Annotated in this window: 12 protein-coding genes, 2 tRNA genes and 1 pseudogene; 7 read left to right on the top strand and 8 right to left on the bottom strand. The window is 43.7% G+C overall.

Annotated features, from left to right (window positions below; translation table 11 throughout):
• Positions 1-1,623 (top strand): GTPase, encoded by a 1,623-nt coding sequence (locus L5L91_RS08505; protein WP_263236103.1) that lies wholly within the window; start codon positions 1-3, stop codon positions 1,621-1,623.
• Positions 1,624-1,625: 2 nt separating this feature from the next.
• On the top strand, positions 1,626-1,919 hold the full coding sequence (locus L5L91_RS08500) for a YkgJ family cysteine cluster protein (protein ID WP_263236102.1): 294 nt from the start codon (positions 1,626-1,628) through the stop codon (positions 1,917-1,919).
• Positions 1,920-2,166: 247 nt separating this feature from the next.
• Here the strand turns inward: L5L91_RS08500 and L5L91_RS08495 are convergent.
• From L5L91_RS08495 to L5L91_RS08480, 4 genes and pseudogenes are all read right to left on the bottom strand, one after another.
• A pseudogene (locus tag L5L91_RS08495) lies at positions 2,167-2,264 on the bottom strand (IS30 family transposase); the annotation flags it as partial.
• A 480-nt stretch (positions 2,265-2,744) separates the two neighbouring features.
• Positions 2,745-2,821, bottom strand: a tRNA-Val gene (locus L5L91_RS08490).
• Between the two features lie 37 nt (positions 2,822-2,858).
• Positions 2,859-2,935: transfer RNA gene (locus L5L91_RS08485), tRNA-Val, on the bottom strand.
• 250 nt (positions 2,936-3,185) lie between these two features.
• A complete protein-coding gene (locus L5L91_RS08480; RefSeq protein ID WP_263166161.1) occupies positions 3,186-4,565 on the bottom strand; it encodes an MATE family efflux transporter in 1,380 nt (459 codons plus the stop codon).
• A 33-nt stretch (positions 4,566-4,598) separates the two neighbouring features.
• On the opposite strand from L5L91_RS08480, the gene L5L91_RS08475 reads away from it, so the two are divergent.
• The gene (locus L5L91_RS08475) at positions 4,599-5,222 is read left to right on the top strand and encodes a riboflavin synthase (RefSeq protein WP_028759933.1); all 624 of its coding nucleotides are present in this window, start codon (positions 4,599-4,601) and stop codon (positions 5,220-5,222) included.
• Positions 5,223-5,256: 34 nt separating this feature from the next.
• Here the strand turns inward: L5L91_RS08475 and L5L91_RS08470 are convergent, their stop codons facing one another.
• Both L5L91_RS08470 and L5L91_RS08465 read right to left on the bottom strand, forming a co-directional pair.
• Complete coding sequence (locus tag L5L91_RS08470; protein WP_028759934.1) at positions 5,257-5,457, bottom strand: CPXCG motif-containing cysteine-rich protein; 201 nt, start codon at positions 5,455-5,457, stop codon at positions 5,257-5,259.
• Positions 5,458-5,705: 248 nt separating this feature from the next.
• Positions 5,706-5,939: a hypothetical protein gene (locus tag L5L91_RS08465; RefSeq protein ID WP_028759935.1), complete on the bottom strand. Its 234-nt coding sequence runs from the start codon at positions 5,937-5,939 to the stop codon at positions 5,706-5,708.
• 291 nt (positions 5,940-6,230) lie between these two features.
• On the opposite strand from L5L91_RS08465, the gene thrS reads away from it, so the two are divergent.
• The 4 genes from thrS (at position 6,231) to rplT (ending at position 9,357) form a co-directional block, all read left to right on the top strand.
• Entirely contained in the window at positions 6,231-8,159 is a 1,929-nt protein-coding gene (thrS, locus tag L5L91_RS08460) for a threonine--tRNA ligase (protein ID WP_028759936.1), read from the top strand.
• A 3-nt stretch (positions 8,160-8,162) separates the two neighbouring features.
• Positions 8,163-8,705 (top strand): translation initiation factor IF-3, encoded by a 543-nt coding sequence (infC, locus tag L5L91_RS08455; protein ID WP_012089240.1) that lies wholly within the window; start codon positions 8,163-8,165, stop codon positions 8,703-8,705.
• 84 nt (positions 8,706-8,789) lie between these two features.
• Positions 8,790-8,984 (top strand): 50S ribosomal protein L35, encoded by a 195-nt coding sequence (rpmI, locus tag L5L91_RS08450; protein ID WP_006081653.1) that lies wholly within the window; start codon positions 8,790-8,792, stop codon positions 8,982-8,984.
• 16 nt (positions 8,985-9,000) lie between these two features.
• Complete coding sequence (gene rplT / locus L5L91_RS08445; RefSeq protein WP_006081652.1) at positions 9,001-9,357, top strand: 50S ribosomal protein L20; 357 nt, start codon at positions 9,001-9,003, stop codon at positions 9,355-9,357.
• A 262-nt stretch (positions 9,358-9,619) separates the two neighbouring features.
• Here rplT and trxB read toward each other — a convergent pair whose 3' ends face one another.
• Positions 9,620-10,576: a thioredoxin-disulfide reductase gene (gene trxB / locus L5L91_RS08440; RefSeq protein ID WP_263236101.1), complete on the bottom strand. Its 957-nt coding sequence runs from the start codon at positions 10,574-10,576 to the stop codon at positions 9,620-9,622.
• 336 nt (positions 10,577-10,912) lie between these two features.
• Entirely contained in the window at positions 10,913-12,028 is a 1,116-nt protein-coding gene (gene ald / locus L5L91_RS08435; RefSeq protein WP_028759938.1) for an alanine dehydrogenase, read from the bottom strand.
• Positions 12,029-12,042 lie beyond the last annotated feature (14 nt).

Here is a 12,042-nt window from a genome sequence, read left to right as displayed (position 1 = left end):
ATGAAGGCGAGTGCTGAACTTTATAGAGCCTATGCTGAAACGAAAAAGTTAATTGTTGAATATCCTGATATGCAGGCAGCATTTAGGGATGTTGAAACATTATTTGAAGATAAAAAGGCCTCACCTGAACTAAGTGTCATGGTATACGGCATTTACAATGCCGGTAAAAGCACCCTGATAAATGCATTGGTTGGTTCAGACGTTGCTCCTACAGGGGATGTGCCTTTAACGGCAGATGTTAAGGCTTATCAATGGAATAACTTTAGTATCCTAGACACCCCTGGTGTTGATGCGCCATTAGCGCATGAACAGGTGACACAAGCACAAATGATGCTTGCAGACGCAGTAATATTTGTTGTCAATCCATCTGGAGCCGCGGAAGAAGAGAAAACTCTTGGTCAGCTTATTGACTTAATTTATAAGAGGAAAAAGGTATTTTTGGTATTCAATGAAAAAAGCCCGCTTTCTCAAGAGGATTTTATTCGTTTAAAAAATGATACCCGCGCAAGGCTTCAGTCTCTTGCTGTTGCTCAAGGTCTTAGTGAGATTTTGACCGATATCCCGATATTGCGTATTAATGCAGCTAGTGCCTTAAAAGGGAAGTTAGCGAAGCAGCAAGGCTTGGTAGAGCATAGTGGTATCATTGAGCTTGAGAGCTCACTTAACAGTTTTTTTTCGTCTATCAGTCCAGAAGATGTCAACAGTCGTTTGGCTCATTCTCTGCAAGTATTTTTGAACCAATTTATTCAACAATTAACAAATGCTGATAGTAATGAACTACTCAGTCACTATCAAGAATTGTGTCGCAAGTTGATCGCTAACCAAGGTCAGTGCCGGGATAATATTTACCGCGAAATTGCTAGCAATCGAAAGCATATTACAGTTAAAAGTAAAGCTGCCATGCATCAACACCCCGAAGGCTGTCTTGCAGTGCTTGAGCAAGTCTTTGAAGATTCGGGTAAAGCTGTTGTCGCTGTTATGGATGACGAGTTGCAGTACTTGATGAATCAATTCAACGATGATGTGGAAACAATGTCGGCGGTCTTAAATGCCCAGCACGAGGGACCGAGTATTAATGACGTTCCACATTTCTCGGCTTCAGAATCTAAAGATCCTAATAATCAAAGAGGGATAAATAAAGAGGTTTTGGGTAATGCGGCGAGCTCTGTCGTAAAAATGGCGAAGCCAGAGCATATTGTTGGTGGATTAAAGTTGGTTAAAGACTGGGCACCTTCATTAATGAAAGGAATTGGGCCAAAAACCATGGAGAAATGGGCTGGCCAAGTTATCGGAAAATGGGTCCCATACGTAGGTACGGGGATTACTGTTATTTCTTCTATTTACGATTTATTTTCAGAAGACCCCTCTGATAAACAAATGCGTGAACATGCAGCAAAAGTTCAGCTGGAACGTGAACGATTTGAACAGCAGGTTGAAGATACAGCTAAAGATCTGGGAGAACAGTTTGAGCGCGCGATGAATCAAATTTTGCGTCAGGAACTGGAGCCTGCCCTTCAACAAATGCTGTCAAAAGTAGAGTCAGCACAAACTAGTGCTAACGAGCAAGAAAAGGCAAATAGTGTTGCTTTAATGAGAGCTCAGACTTTGCTAACAACGATATAGCAATGATGACTCTGACAGTACCTAAGCCGTTCCCATGTAATGCTTGTGGACTTTGCTGCCGCAGAGTGAACGAGAGCGTGGAAACGGCTTTTCTTGATCGTAGCGATGGTGTTTGTCGTCATTTCGATGAGCAAACACACCTTTGTACTGTTTATGACGAGCGTCCATTGGTTTGCCGCGTAGAAGATTATTATCAAGCGAATCTATCTTCATTAGTTTCCTGGAGCGTCTTTGTCGATCTTAATGTTGAAATTTGCAATGAATTGCAACGCTTAGCAAAACTGGATAGTGAGTAAACTTTAACATGCCATTTCCACCTAAACCTTACAAACTTATTTGCCCGCAATGCCTGTGGAGTTCAGTTCGAGCGCCCAAAAGCGATGCATTATTACCCAATGATGTGCGAACAGAGTGCCCTGAATGTGGTTGTGAAGAGTTAAAAAGAGTGCAACCTTCAATGTTTGAGAAACTAAGCGCAAAACTGTTGAATAAATTTTAAATCCGAATTCAACTTCGAAGGATGATATTCGCCAAATTAAGGGGCTATTGTTTAAATACAACAGCTGGATGCTTAAACTTCAAACATTTCTTAGGTCGGTAGTTATCCTGTTATGTGCAAACAAGATGATGCCATCGCTTACCACAAAGTTGTTACGTTTTTTTATGAGCTTGCAAAAGCAACTGATCACGTACTAGAAAAAATTTTACAGCGAGATTTTAATGGATTTATGTTCCAAGGAGTAGCAGTTTAAAAGAGTTATCAATATTTGATGACGATATGAATCAAAGTGCTTAATCGAGCTGTTAACAATCCTTAGTGAATATAATAAGGACTCTTGTGCCTTTTTGGGTAGTGGTCTAGTTTCAGCTTGTCAAAAATCGCTTGTGCCAACATGTTTGGCACCGATTTGGCACAAGCTGCCTTTTTTAAGCTTTTGAATGTAATTTTGCACTTTGAAAAATTCGGCAGAGGACTTTAATTCTTAAAAAACGAATGGGTTTTAAATAATATTTTAAGGGAGAGTTGGCACAGATTTTTGGAGTTTGTCACTGAGGAATGTAAAGTATTTTAGATTGTAAAATATGGAAGACTTGATATTTCATAAGATTACAGCAAGAAATGGTACACCCGAGTGGACTCGAACCACCGACCCCTACCATGTCAAGGTAGTGCTCTAACCAACTGAGCTACGGGTGCACTGTTTGAATTTCAAATTTAGACTCTTTGAAGAGAGTGGTACACCCGAGTGGACTCGAACCACCGACCCCTACCATGTCAAGGTAGTGCTCTAACCAACTGAGCTACGGGTGCATTGCAAAATTTAACAAGCTATTCAAAAGCGTTGCGCCTTGGAACGAGCGCTATATTAGGGGCATAGCGCAGGGCTGGCAAGCAAAAAAAACAAATTTGTCGTCAAATGGTGAATTGCTGTGCAACTTGCCCAGTGTTTCAACAACGCCGCTGATAAAACCGCAATTTCTTATTCGCTTTACTTCAGAGAATGCATCGAAATCAAACTGATAAACCAAAAGGCGAGCACTGTCGCTCGCCATTAATGCAATCAATGGTGAACACTGTCACCTTCAATAAGGCTTAAATGCACGCCATGCTTTTGGATGTAACGCAGACGAATGAAAAATAACAGCGCTGCTGAGGTCAAGCCCGCAATCAATCCTGCCCAGAATCCATGGGCGCCCATCGCGGGAACGATATGGTCCGTATAAGCTAAGGTATAACCGAGTGACATACCAATCCCCCAGTAGGAAAACAGCGTGATATAAAAGGCGCTGCGTGTATCTTTATAACCGCGAAGAGCACCCGCTGCGACCACTTGAACTGAATCAGATAATTGATACAGGGCTGCCATCAACATCAAGCTGCCGGCTAAGGCAACCACTTCAGGATCACCATTATAAAGTTTCGCAATTTGGAATCTAAATAAGACGGTCAAAACCGCTGTCGTTAGAGCAAGGGATAGTGCCAGCCATAAGCCCACTTTAGTGACCACCGCGGAAATATCAGCGCGATCACGGCCTAAGTAATAACCAATCCGAATCGATACCGCGATACCGATAGATAACGGCAGCATAAATACGATGGCAGAAAAGTTGAGCGCAATCTGGTGACTTGCGACCACTGTTGCGCCAAGTGGCGCGAGTAATAGCGCTATGATGGCAAATAAACTCACTTCAAAAAACAGCGCCATTGCTATCGGCATGCCGAGTTTGGTCATTTTCTTCATAGTTTCAAAGTCTGGACGATGAAATTTACTGAAGGGAGCTAAAGCCGCGAATTTTTTATGTAACTGCATGTAAATGGTCATGGCAACTAGCATGGCCCAGAATACGAGAGCAGTGGCGATACCACAGCCTGCGCCGCCCATGGCCGGTACGCCAAAGTGTCCATAAATAAAAATATAGTTAGCGGGGATATTTACGGCTAGACCGACAAAACCAATGACCATGGTCGGTAAGGTATAGGATATACCTTCACTGCAGCCACGTAGCACTTGATAAAGCACAAATGCGGGTGCGCCCCATAAAATACCGTCGAGATATCCTATGGTTAAGCGGTATAATTCGGGTTCTAAATCCATATGGCTAAGCACAAAGGGCGCAGATGCGAGGAAAACCATCACGCCAATGCCGCCAATGATGGCAAGATAGGCACCTTGAAAGGCCAAAGGTTGGATGGCTTTTTGATTATTCGCTCCATTGTAGTGGGCAAATAAAGGCGTAAAAGCCATCAGTAAACCTTGGACGAACAGAATAGCGGGTAACCAAAGGCTAGTGCCGACCGCAACAGCGGCCATATCAACCGCGCTAACACGGCCCGCCATAACGGTATCAATAAAGCCCATCATGGTCTGAGTGACCTGAGCTATCAGTACTGGCAGCGCCAATTGGATTAAACGTTTGGCTTGATAGCCTGAATTATTCATAAATACAGCCTTTAACGATTAAGCGAGCAGAAAATGTTTACAGGTATAGTTCAAGCCACCTGCGAGGTGGTTGCAATACATAAGAAAGATGGCCTAAATACCCTTGAGGTAGCGTTCGAACCTGATTTGCATGAGGGACTTGCGATTGGTGCAAGTGTGGCAAATAACGGGGTATGTCTTACTGTGACTCAGGTAGTCGATGATAGGGTATTTTTCGACGTAGTGGAAGAGACCTTGCGACTGACGAATCTGGCTAATTTGTCTATAGGTCAAAGCGTTAATGTTGAGCGTTCGTTAACTTTTGGTAGTGAAATTGGTGGGCACATTCTCTCTGGCCATATCCATACTAAGGCCAAAGTCATCGATATTAGCCATACAGAACAGCATTATGATCTGACACTGGGCATTGAGCCTAAATGGATGGATTACATTTTTTATAAAGGTTTTGTTGGTGTTAATGGCTGTAGTTTAACGGTTGGCGAGGTGAGTGACTCCGGTTTTAAGTTGCACTTAATTCCTGAAACCCTAAAACTGACCAATTTAAGTCAGTATAAAGTGGGTGATGAACTCAATATTGAGATCGACAGCCAAACACAAATTATCGTCGACACAGTCGAGCGCGTGCTGGCCAGGCGTTTTAACGAACAAGCACGTTAGTTTTGTGACATCGCAGCGTGTAGTGCAATCTCGTTTAATAGATTTGCTCGTCGTCTGAATCGATATACAGCTCAACCGTCCGTCTCGATTCATCGATGTGTAAGCGTAAGTGAATCGGATTACAACAAATTCGGCAGTCATCGTAATAATCTTGGTCTCCACAGCTGGCATCGATACTGATATCTTGATGGTGCCCGCAGTGGGGACAAGCAATAACTTTGTTCATGACTCTCATGGTGCAACTCCTTATCGCCAATAGAGCGAATCGCTCTGCTCAATCAACGCATCTCATACTTCGTACGCTTATCGCTTATATTGTCTGCGCTTTGTCGATATTCGAAACCTGAGTGCGCTTTATGTGCTTCCTATTTGAGTATACAGCAGAGTGCAGTGCACTGACTTAGATGAAGTCGGTCTCAAAACGCAGCATGATAGACCTTCTGGTTAAATATTTTCTTGTTGGATCATTATCTCTTCTAAAAACTAGTCCTTTACCGTCACTAACCCCTCCATTTCACTGCTGTGTAACACGCCATCGCGGGCATCTTGGGTAATATCCAGCGTTAAACGCTGCATCTGTTGCTCAAGTTCACTTTTAATATCAACGAGTAACACTTGAGTATCAATCAAAGATTTGCTTGTAATTTTCACCTGCGGCTCAGGTAAAGCGGTTGCAGTGTGCGTGAGTGTTACAGCCAGTAGAATGCAGTTCAACATATCAACTCCCTTGTCATGTTTTCAGTGATGCCCAATAAACTGGCGCTAGAATAGGGGAGTTAGATGACCAAGAAGTTACCAAGACACTGCAAAATCATGAATTTGCTTTTTGTTTCCAATCCCAATTCTGGTCAATATGCTTGCGCCTTTTAGCTACAATCCCTTAGAATAAACGCCCTGCTACGCAAGGCGGCTAAGACTCCTGTACTGTCTTAACCTAGCGAGCATTTCTCTTACATTAACTAAAACCAAGTGGCCCTACGTGTGGGTCACCACTGGAAAGGACATTTCATGCCTGTAATTACACTTCCCGATGGTAGCAAACGCGAGTTTGCTCATGCTGTATCGACCCTCGATGTTGCCGCCGATATTGGCCCTGGTTTAGCGAAAGCTTGTATCGCTGGCCGCGTTAATGGCGAATTAAAAGATGCTTGCGATCTCATTGAAACCGATGCTGAGCTATCAATCATTACCGCCAAAGACGAAGAAGGTGTTGAAATTCTTCGCCATTCTTGTGCGCATTTATTAGGTCACGCGATTAAGCAAATGTGGCCAGAAACCAAGATGGCGATTGGTCCTGTTATCGATAATGGCTTCTACTATGATATCGACCTTGAGCACAAGTTGACTCAAGATGACATCGACGCATTAGAAAAGCGCATGCTTCAACTGGCAAAAACCAACTATGACGTAGTAAAACGTGTCGTTAGCTGGCAAGAAGCCCGTGATACATTCGCTGCGCGCGGTGAAGATTATAAGATTGCCATTCTGGATGAGAACATCAGCAAAGACGCGACGCCTGCGCTGTATCATCACGAAGAATACACTGACATGTGTCGTGGACCGCACGTACCTAACATGCGTTTCTGCCAGCATTTTAAATTAATGAGCATTGCCGGCGCTTACTGGCGTGGCAACTCAGAAAACAAGATGTTGCAACGTATCTATGGTACCGCTTGGGCCGACAAAAAAGCCCTGAGCACACACTTAACCCGTCTTGAAGAAGCGGCTAAGCGTGACCACCGTAAAATCGGTAAGCAGCTCGACTTGTATCACATGCAAGAAGAAGCACCGGGTATGGTGTTTTGGCATAATGACGGTTGGAGCATCTTCCTCGAATTAGAAAGATTCATTCGCCGTAAGCTAAACCAATACACTTACCAAGAAGTAAAAGGCCCATTAATGATGGACCGCGTGTTGTGGGAACGTTCTGGTCACTGGGATAAATACTCAGAAGCCATGTTCACGACCAGCAGCGAAAATCGCGAATACGCCATCAAGCCAATGAACTGCCCAGGCCACGTGCAGATCTTCAACCAAGGGTTAAAATCTTACCGCGATCTGCCATTGCGTATGGCTGAATTTGGTTGCTGTCACCGTAATGAACCTTCAGGCTCGTTACACGGATTAATGCGTGTACGTGGCTTTACGCAAGATGACGCCCATATTTTCTGTACTGACAGCCAAGTTCAAGAGGAAGTGAGTGCCTGTATCCAGATGGTTTACGATACTTACGCTACCTTCGGCTTTGAAAATATCGTAGTAAAACTGTCGACTCGCCCAGAGAAACGTATCGGTGACGATGCGATGTGGGACAGAGCGGAAGAAGCACTTAAGCAAGCTCTGCGTGCCAATAATATTGAATTCACTATTTTGCCTGGCGAAGGTGCGTTCTACGGACCCAAAATCGAATTTACTTTACACGATTGTTTGGACCGAGCGTGGCAATGTGGTACTGTGCAGCTCGATTATGCGTTGCCAAGCCGTCTTGGTGCAACTTACGTTGCCGAAGATAACAGCCGTCAGACCCCAGTGATGATCCATCGTGCTATTTTAGGCTCTTTGGAACGATTCTTGGGTATCTTGATAGAAGAATATGCAGGACGTTTCCCAACTTGGTTAGCCCCAATGCAAGTTGTCGTGATGAATATCACCGATAAACAGGCTGATTATGTTGAAGAAGTCGTAAAATTCTTCAAAGAACAAGGTATTCGAGCGTCTTTTGACTTGAGGAATGAGAAAATAGGCTTTAAAATACGCGAGCACACCTTAAGGCGTGTCCCTTATTTGTTGGTCGTTGGCGATCAAGAAATGGAAAATAAGGAAGTAGCGGTGCGTACCCGTGATGGTATCGATTTAGGTAAGATGCGACTTGAAGATTTCGCCACTAAAATCCATCAACAGATTTCGCTCCGTAGTCTCAAATTGTTGGAGGAATAGGTCATAAAGATCAAAAAAACAGCAGGGCGTCAGCCGGCCCCTAATAGAATCAATGAAGAAATCACAGGTGTACCAGAAGTACGCTTAACAGGCATTGATGGTGAAGCTATTGGTGTGGTAAGCATCAGAGATGCTCAGAATTTGGCAGATGAAGCAGGTGTAGACCTAGTAGAAATCAGCCCAAATGCTGAACCTCCAGTATGTCGCATTATGGACTACGGTAAGTTCCTTTTTGATAAGGCTAAGTCAGCCAAGGAACAAAAGAAGAAGCAAAAGCAGGTTCAGGTCAAGGAAATTAAATTCCGTCCTGGAACTGACGAAAACGACTATCAGGTAAAACTACGCAACCTGATACGTTTTCTGGAAGACGGGGACAAAGCGAAGATTACGCTTCGTTTCCGAGGTCGCGAAATGGCACACCAAAACCTGGGTATGGATCTATTGAACCGTATCAAGGCTGATTTGGACGAGTATGCGGTTGTTGAATCTTTCCCGAAAATGGAAGGCCGACAAGCAATTATGGTGCTAGCGCCTAAAAAGAAATAAGTAGGGCAAAACTTAAAGTAGCAAAGGTCTATGGCCTTTGCTCGCCTTGCTTTTTATTAAACATCCCAATGCGGAGTTTTAGAAATGCCTAAAATGAAAACAGACAAGGGTGTAGCGAAGCGTTTTAAGAAAACCGCTAATGGTTTCAAGCGCAAGCAAGCACACTTACGTCACATTTTGACGAAAAAAAGCACTAAACGTAAACGTCACTTACGTGCCAAATGTTTAGTATCAAAAGCTGACGTTCCAGCAATCGCGCGTCAATTACCTTACGCTTAATTTAGGAGATTAGAAAATGCCAAGAGTTAAGCGTGGTGTAACCGCTCGTGCTCGTCACAAGAAAGTTTTAAAACTAGCTAAAGGTTATTATGGCGCTCGTAGCCGTACTTACCGTGTTGCTGTTCAAGCAGTAACTAAAGCTGGTCAATATGCTTACCGTGACCGTCGTCAGAAAAAACGTCAATTCCGTCAACTTTGGATTGCACGTATTAATGCTGCCGCTCGTCAAAATGGTCTGTCTTACAGCCGTTTCATCAACGGTCTGAAAAAGGCGTCTATCGAAATCGATCGTAAGATTTTGGCTGACATCGCTGTATTCGATAAAGTTGTATTTGCAACTTTAGTTGAAAAAGCAAAAGAAGCGTTAAACTAAGAAATTAGTTTGTTGCTGTAGAGAAGGGACCATTTGGTCCCTTTTTTTGTGCGTCATTTTTGGCTCAACGAAATGATTTTACTTACCTAAGAACTTATATAAGTACTATCTAAGTGGTGCGGAATTAAGAATCGCAAAGGAAAGAAATGTGCGTGCGTGAACAATATTAATTGGCACAGCCTGCAAAAAATTTTGCTATTGCTTAACGATTTTGACCTAAAAAAATAGCAGGCTAAGCCTGCTATTCGTTGAAAAATCGAGTCTAGTTATTTTTAGCGTCTAAATAACGCTCTGCATCGAGTGCGGCCATACAGCCTGTACCGGCAGAAGTAATGGCTTGACGATAATGTTGGTCCATCACATCACCACAGGCATAAACACCCTCGATACTGGTTTGCGTGGCGTTACCTTGCAAGCCACTCTGAACTTTTAAATAACCGTGGTTCATTTCCAACTGGCCTTCAAAAATACCGGTATTAGGGCTGTGACCAATAGCGACGAACACACCAGCAACGGCTAAGTCAGTGATCGAGCTATCTTTAGTGCTCTTCATCTTCAGACCTGTCACCCCCATGGCATCACCAACCACTTCATCCATGGTTTGATCTAAGTGAAGGATTATGTTGCCATTGGCGACTTTGTCCATCAGACGGTCGATCAAGATTTTTTCTGAACGGAAGGTGTCACGGCGATGGATGAGGTGAACTTCAGCAGCAATATTGCTTAAGTACAGTGCTTCTTCAACGGCGGTGTTGCCGCCACCGATCACTGCGACTTTTTGATTGCGATAGAAGAAGCCATCACAGGTTGCACAGGCTGATACACCGCGACCTTTGAAAGCTTCTTCTGACTCTAACCCTAAGTAACGGGCAGAAGCGCCAGTTGCGATGATCAGCGCATCACAGGTGTACTCGCCGTTATCGCCTTTCAGACGGAAAGGGCGCTCGGTAAGGGTTACTTCGTTGATATGATCGAACAAGATTTCAGTATCGAACTTTTCAGCATGCTTCTGCATACGTTCCATCAAGGCCGGACCTGTTAAGTCGTCCGCATCGCCTGGCCAGTTTTCAACTTCAGTCGTCGTGGTTAATTGACCACCTTGTTGCATACCTGTGATCATCACAGGTTTTAAATTCGCACGCGCAGCATAAACGGCTGCGGTATATCCTGCTGGGCCTGAACCCAAAATCAATAAGTTACAATGTCTGACCTGGCTCATTTTTATCTCCGTGCCTTTAGCAAATTGCAAGGATTGTAGGGAATTTACCTGTGGGGGTAAAGTGTTGGAGGGCGATTCTTTTAGATTGCACTAATCGAGTCCATCCGTTTTAGTATGGAGAGTGTCAGTTTTACTTTACTGTGAGAACATAAATAGCTTAAGTGTGAACCACGAAATGAAGCACGGGATGAGCTTGTATGAATATGATGGTACGATCGTAGTGAAGCCTATTTCTACCCAATAAAAAATCGGCCTCAATAGTATCGAGACCGATTTGAATTACATACTAAGTAAAGCCAGCTTAAATCCACATAAAAAGTTAAGTTAATTAAAAACTTATACTAATAGTGTCGCAGGAGATGTGAACGCTAAGTTTAAGGCGTGAGCCACTTCCTTACACACCACTTTACCGTGCATGACGTTTAAGCCATTAAGAAAATGCTTGTCTTGCAACAGCGCTTCTTTATAGCCTAAATTTGCTAACTTGAGAATGTACGGTAAAGTTGCATTGTTAAGCGCAAATGTTGAAGTACGAGCGACCGCACCAGGCATATTTGCAACACAGTAATGCACAACATCATCAACGATATAGGTAGGATCTTGGTGAGTAGTGGCATGTGAAGTTTCAACACAACCGCCTTGATCGATCGCCACGTCAACGATAGCGCTGCCAGGCTTCATACGTGAAATCATGCTACGAGTAACCAATTTGGGCGCCGCAGCACCTGGAATTAGTACACCACCGATCACAAGATCGGCTTCAATAACATGACGTTCAATTGCATCCGCAGTTGAGTAAATGGCTTTTACAGCAGAACCGAATTGCACATTTAAACGACGTAGAGCATCAATACTGCGATCAAGCACAACAACATCAGCACCCATACCAACTGCCACTTGTGCTGCATTAGTACCAACCATACCGCCGCCAATAATGACGACTTTAGCAGGCTCAACCCCCGGTACGCCGCCCAATAACATACCGCGGCCACCAGAAGATTTCTCTAATGCCATAGCACCAGCTTGGATTGACATACGACCAGCGACTTCAGACATAGGAGCAAGCAAAGGCAGGCCACCACGATCGTCTGTCACAGTTTCGTAAGCGATACATACGGCACCACTTTTGATTAAATCTTCAGTTTGCGGTAAATCTGGAGCAAGATGCAGATAAGTAAATAAAATCTGATCGTGACGCAACATAGCGCGTTCAACTGCTTGAGGCTCTTTTACTTTTACAATCATCTGCGCTTTAGCAAAAACTTCAGCAGCAGTCGCTAAAATTGTGGCGCCAGCATCAATATAATCTTGATCTGAAAAACCAATACCTATGCCTGCATTTGTTTCAACAAAAACGTCGTGACCTTTGATCGCCAACTCGCGAACACTAGAAGGAACCATACCGACACGATATTCGTGGTTTTTAATTTCCTTGGGAACACCAATAATCATCTTTGAGCCTCAAT

This window comes from Shewanella sp. SM55 (assembly GCF_025654025.1).
Taxonomy (GTDB): Bacteria; Pseudomonadota; Gammaproteobacteria; order Enterobacterales; family Shewanellaceae; genus Shewanella; species Shewanella oncorhynchi.
Note: the sequence above shows the minus strand (reverse complement) of the source record. Positions and strands in the feature narration are given on the sequence as shown.

What these genes read in the sequence shown, in the direction of transcription:
- L5L91_RS08480 (WP_263166161.1), bottom strand. Translation starts at nt 4,565, where the DNA reads ATGAATAATTCAGGCTATCAAGCCAAACGTTTAATCCAATTGGCGCTG.
- L5L91_RS08465 (WP_028759935.1), bottom strand. Translation starts at nt 5,939, where the DNA reads ATGTTGAACTGCATTCTACTGGCTGTAACACTCACGCACACTGCAACC.
- rpmI (WP_006081653.1), top strand. Translation starts at nt 8,790, where the DNA reads ATGCCTAAAATGAAAACAGACAAGGGTGTAGCGAAGCGTTTTAAGAAA.
- thrS (WP_028759936.1), top strand. Translation starts at nt 6,231, where the DNA reads ATGCCTGTAATTACACTTCCCGATGGTAGCAAACGCGAGTTTGCTCAT.
- rplT (WP_006081652.1), top strand. Translation starts at nt 9,001, where the DNA reads ATGCCAAGAGTTAAGCGTGGTGTAACCGCTCGTGCTCGTCACAAGAAA.
- ald (WP_028759938.1), bottom strand. Translation starts at nt 12,028, where the DNA reads ATGATTATTGGTGTTCCCAAGGAAATTAAAAACCACGAATATCGTGTC.
- L5L91_RS08475 (WP_028759933.1), top strand. Translation starts at nt 4,599, where the DNA reads ATGTTTACAGGTATAGTTCAAGCCACCTGCGAGGTGGTTGCAATACAT.
- L5L91_RS08470 (WP_028759934.1), bottom strand. Translation starts at nt 5,457, where the DNA reads ATGAGAGTCATGAACAAAGTTATTGCTTGTCCCCACTGCGGGCACCAT.
- L5L91_RS08500 (WP_263236102.1), top strand. Translation starts at nt 1,626, where the DNA reads ATGATGACTCTGACAGTACCTAAGCCGTTCCCATGTAATGCTTGTGGA.
- trxB (WP_263236101.1), bottom strand. Translation starts at nt 10,576, where the DNA reads ATGAGCCAGGTCAGACATTGTAACTTATTGATTTTGGGTTCAGGCCCA.
- L5L91_RS08505 (WP_263236103.1), top strand. Translation starts at nt 1, where the DNA reads ATGAAGGCGAGTGCTGAACTTTATAGAGCCTATGCTGAAACGAAAAAG.